Raw genomic sequence first — 3,271 nt, 5'->3', positions numbered from 1 at the left:
CGACAGGGCCGCGAACTGGGCCGTGCCCAACGCGTTCAAGTTGTCGGTGGCGAGGTTGGCGAGCTGGGTGTTGGTCAGTGCCTGGACCTGGCCAGACGAAAGATTGGAGAACTGGCTGCTGCTCAGGCTGTTCAGATCGGCCGTACCGAGCGTGTTGACCTGGCTCGTGGTCAGGCTGTTGATCTGGCCGCTGCTGAGCGCGCGCAGCTGGTCGCTGGTGAAGGCGTCGAGCTGGTCGGAGGACAGGTTGCGCAGGGCGCCGGTGGTCAGCGACTTGATGTCGGCCGTCTCGATCGCAGCGATCTGCGCCGTGGACAGGCCGGTCACCTGGGTCGAGTTCAGTGCAGCGACCTGGCCCGAAGTCAGGGCGACCATGTCGCCCGTGGTCAAGCCCTTGATCTGAGCGGTGCCGAGGGAGGCGACCTGCCCGGTGGTCAGCGAGCCGACGGCATCGCTGGCCAGAGCACCGACCTGATCGGAAGACAAGCCGTTGAGGGCTGCGGTCGTGACGGCGCGCAGATCGGCCGTCTCGAGCTTGCCCAATTGGCCAGTGGTCAGCGCACCGAACTGGCTGGACGACAGGGCTGCGAATTGGGCGGTGCCCAGCGCATTCAGGTTGTCGGTCGCCAGGTTGGCGAGCTGGGTGTTGGTCAGCGCCTGGACTTGGGCCGAGGACAGGTTGGCGAACTGGCCGCTGGTCAGGCTGTTGAGGTCGGCCGTGCCCAGCGTATTGATCTGGCTGGTCGTCAGCGAGTTGATCTGGCCGCTGCTCAGCGCGCGCAGTTGGTCGCTGGTGAAAGCGTCGAGCTGATCGGACGACAGATTGCGCAGCGCACCGGTGCTCAGCGACTTGATGTCAGCTGTCTCAATGGCCGCCAGTTGGGCGGTGGACAGGCCGGCCGCCTGCGTGGAGTTCAGTGAAGCGACCTGGCCCGAAGTCAGAGCGACCATGTCGCCGGTGGTCAGGCCCTTGATCTGGGCCGTGCCGAGCGAGGCGACCTGGGCCGTGGTCAATGATCCGACGGCGTCACTGGCCAGCGCGCCGATCTGGTCGGAAGACAGGCCGTTGAGCGCGACGGTCGTGACGGCGCGCAGGTCGGCGGTTTCGAGCTTGCCGAGCTGGCTGGTCGTCAAGGCACCGAACTGGCTGGAGTTCAGCGCCGCGAACTGGGCGGTGCCCAGCGCGTTCAGGTTGTCGGTCGCAAGATTGGCGAGCTGGATGTTGGTCAGTGCCTGGACTTGGGCCGAGGACAGGTTGGCGAACTGGCTGCTGGTCAGGCTGTTCAAGTCGGCCGTGCCGAGCGTATTGACCTGGCTCGTGGTGAGGCTGTTGATCTGACCACTGCTGAGCGCGCGGAGCTGGTCACTGGTGAAGGCGTCGAGTTGGTCGGAGGACAGGTTGCGCAGGGCGCCCGTGGTCAGCGACTTGACGTCCGCGGTCTCAATCGCGGCCAGTTGCGCGGTAGACAGGCTGCCTGCCTGCGTGGAGTTCAGCGCCGCGACCTGGCCCGAGGTCAGGGCGACCATGTCACCCGTGGTCAGGCCGTCGATCTGGGCGGTGCCCAGCGAAGCAACTTGAGCGGTGGTCAGCGAGCCGACGGCATCGCTGGCCAGGGCACCGACCTGGTCGGAAGACAGGCCGTTGAGCGCGGCGGTCGTGACGGCACGCAGGTCAGCGGTTTCGAGCTTGCCCAGTTGGCCGGTGGTCAATGCGCCGAACTGGCTGGACGACAGGGCCGCGAACTGGGCCGTGCCCAACGCGTTCAAGTTGTCGGTGGCGAGGTTGGCGAGCTGGGTGTTGGTCAGTGCCTGGACCTGGCCAGACGAAAGATTGGAGAACTGGCTGCTGCTCAGGCTGTTCAGATCGGCCGTACCGAGCGTGTTGACCTGGCTCGTGGTCAGGCTGTTGACCTGGCCGCTGCCGAGCGCGCGCAGCTGGTCGCTGGTGAAGGCGTCGAGCTGATCGGAAGACAGGTTGCGCAGGGCACCGGTGGTCAGCGACTTGATGTCGGCGGTCTCGATGGCCGCCAACTGGGCGGTCGACAAGGTGCCGGCTTGGGTGGAGTTCAGCGAGGCGATCTGGCCCGAGGTCAGGGCGACCATATCGCCGGTGGTCAGGCCCTTGATCTGGGCGGTGCCCAGCGAGGCGACCTGTGCCGTGGTCAGCGAGCCGACGGCGTCGCTGGCCAAGGCGCCGACCTGGTCGGAAGACAGGCCGTTGAGCGCGGCGGTCGTGACGGCACGCAGGTCAGCGGTTTCGAGCTTGCCGAGCTGGCCGGTGGTCAGCGCACCGAACTGGCTGGACGACAGGGCCGCGAATTGGGCCGTGCCCAGCGCGTTCAGGTTGTCGGTCGCCAGATTGCCGAGCTGGTCGGTCGTCAGCGAACGGATCTGAGCCGTCGACAGATTGGCCATCTGGGCCGTCGTCAGCACATTCAGGTCACCCGTGGAGATGTTGACTAGTTGCGGGCTGGTGGTGAGCGCATTCAGCTGGGTGGACGACAGGGCGCGCAGCTGGTCGCTGGTCAATGCATCCAGTTGATCCGAGGACAGGTTGCGCAGTGCGCCGGTGGAGATGGCCTTGACATCGGCCGTCTCGATGGCGGCGATCTGGGCGGTGGAGAGCACGCCTGCCTGGGTCGAGTTCAGCGAGGCGACCTGGGCGGAGGTCAGGGCGACCATGTCGTCCGTGGTCAGGCCCTTGACCTGGGCGGTGCCCAGCGAGCCGACCTGTGCCGTGGTCAGCGAGCCGACGGCATCGCTGGCCAAGGCGCCGACCTGGTCGGAGGACAGGCCGTTGAGCGCAGCCGTCGTGACGGCACGCAGGTCAGCGGTCTCGAGCTTGCCGAGTTGGCCGGTGGTCAGCGAACCGAACTGGCCGGAGTTCAGGGAAGCGAACTGGCTGGTGCCCAGCGCGTTCAGGTTGTCGGTGGCGAGGTAGCTGAGCTGCGTGCTGGTCAGCGCCTGGACCTGGCCCGAGGACAGGTTGGCGAATTGGCCGCTGGTCAGGCTGTTCAGGTCGGCCGTGCCCAGGGTATTGACCTGGCTCGTGGTCAGGCTGTTGACCTGGCCGCTGCTCAGCGCGCGGAGCTGGTCGCTGGTGAAGGCGTCGAGTTGGTCGGAGGACAGGTTGCGCAGGGCGCCCGTGGTCAGCGACTTGACGTCCGCGGTCTCAATCGCGGCCAGTTGCGCGGTAGACAGGCTGCCTGCCTGCGTGGAGTTCAGCGCCGCGACCTGGCCCGAGGTCAGGGCGACCATGTCACCCGTGGTC

The 3,271-nt window shown here is 66.8% G+C and carries 1 protein-coding gene; it reads right to left on the bottom strand.

All coding sequences use genetic code 11. The features are described 5' to 3' along the window. Positions 1-3,258 (bottom strand): beta strand repeat-containing protein (locus tag AC1DU6_RS24550; protein WP_477860265.1); only part of this gene is annotated, 3,258 nt, incomplete at its 3' end. Positions 3,259-3,271: the final 13 nt, after the last annotated feature.

It is taken from the genome of Roseateles sp. P5_B10 (assembly GCF_056400485.1).
This window is presented reverse-complemented; position numbering and strand designations above follow the sequence as displayed.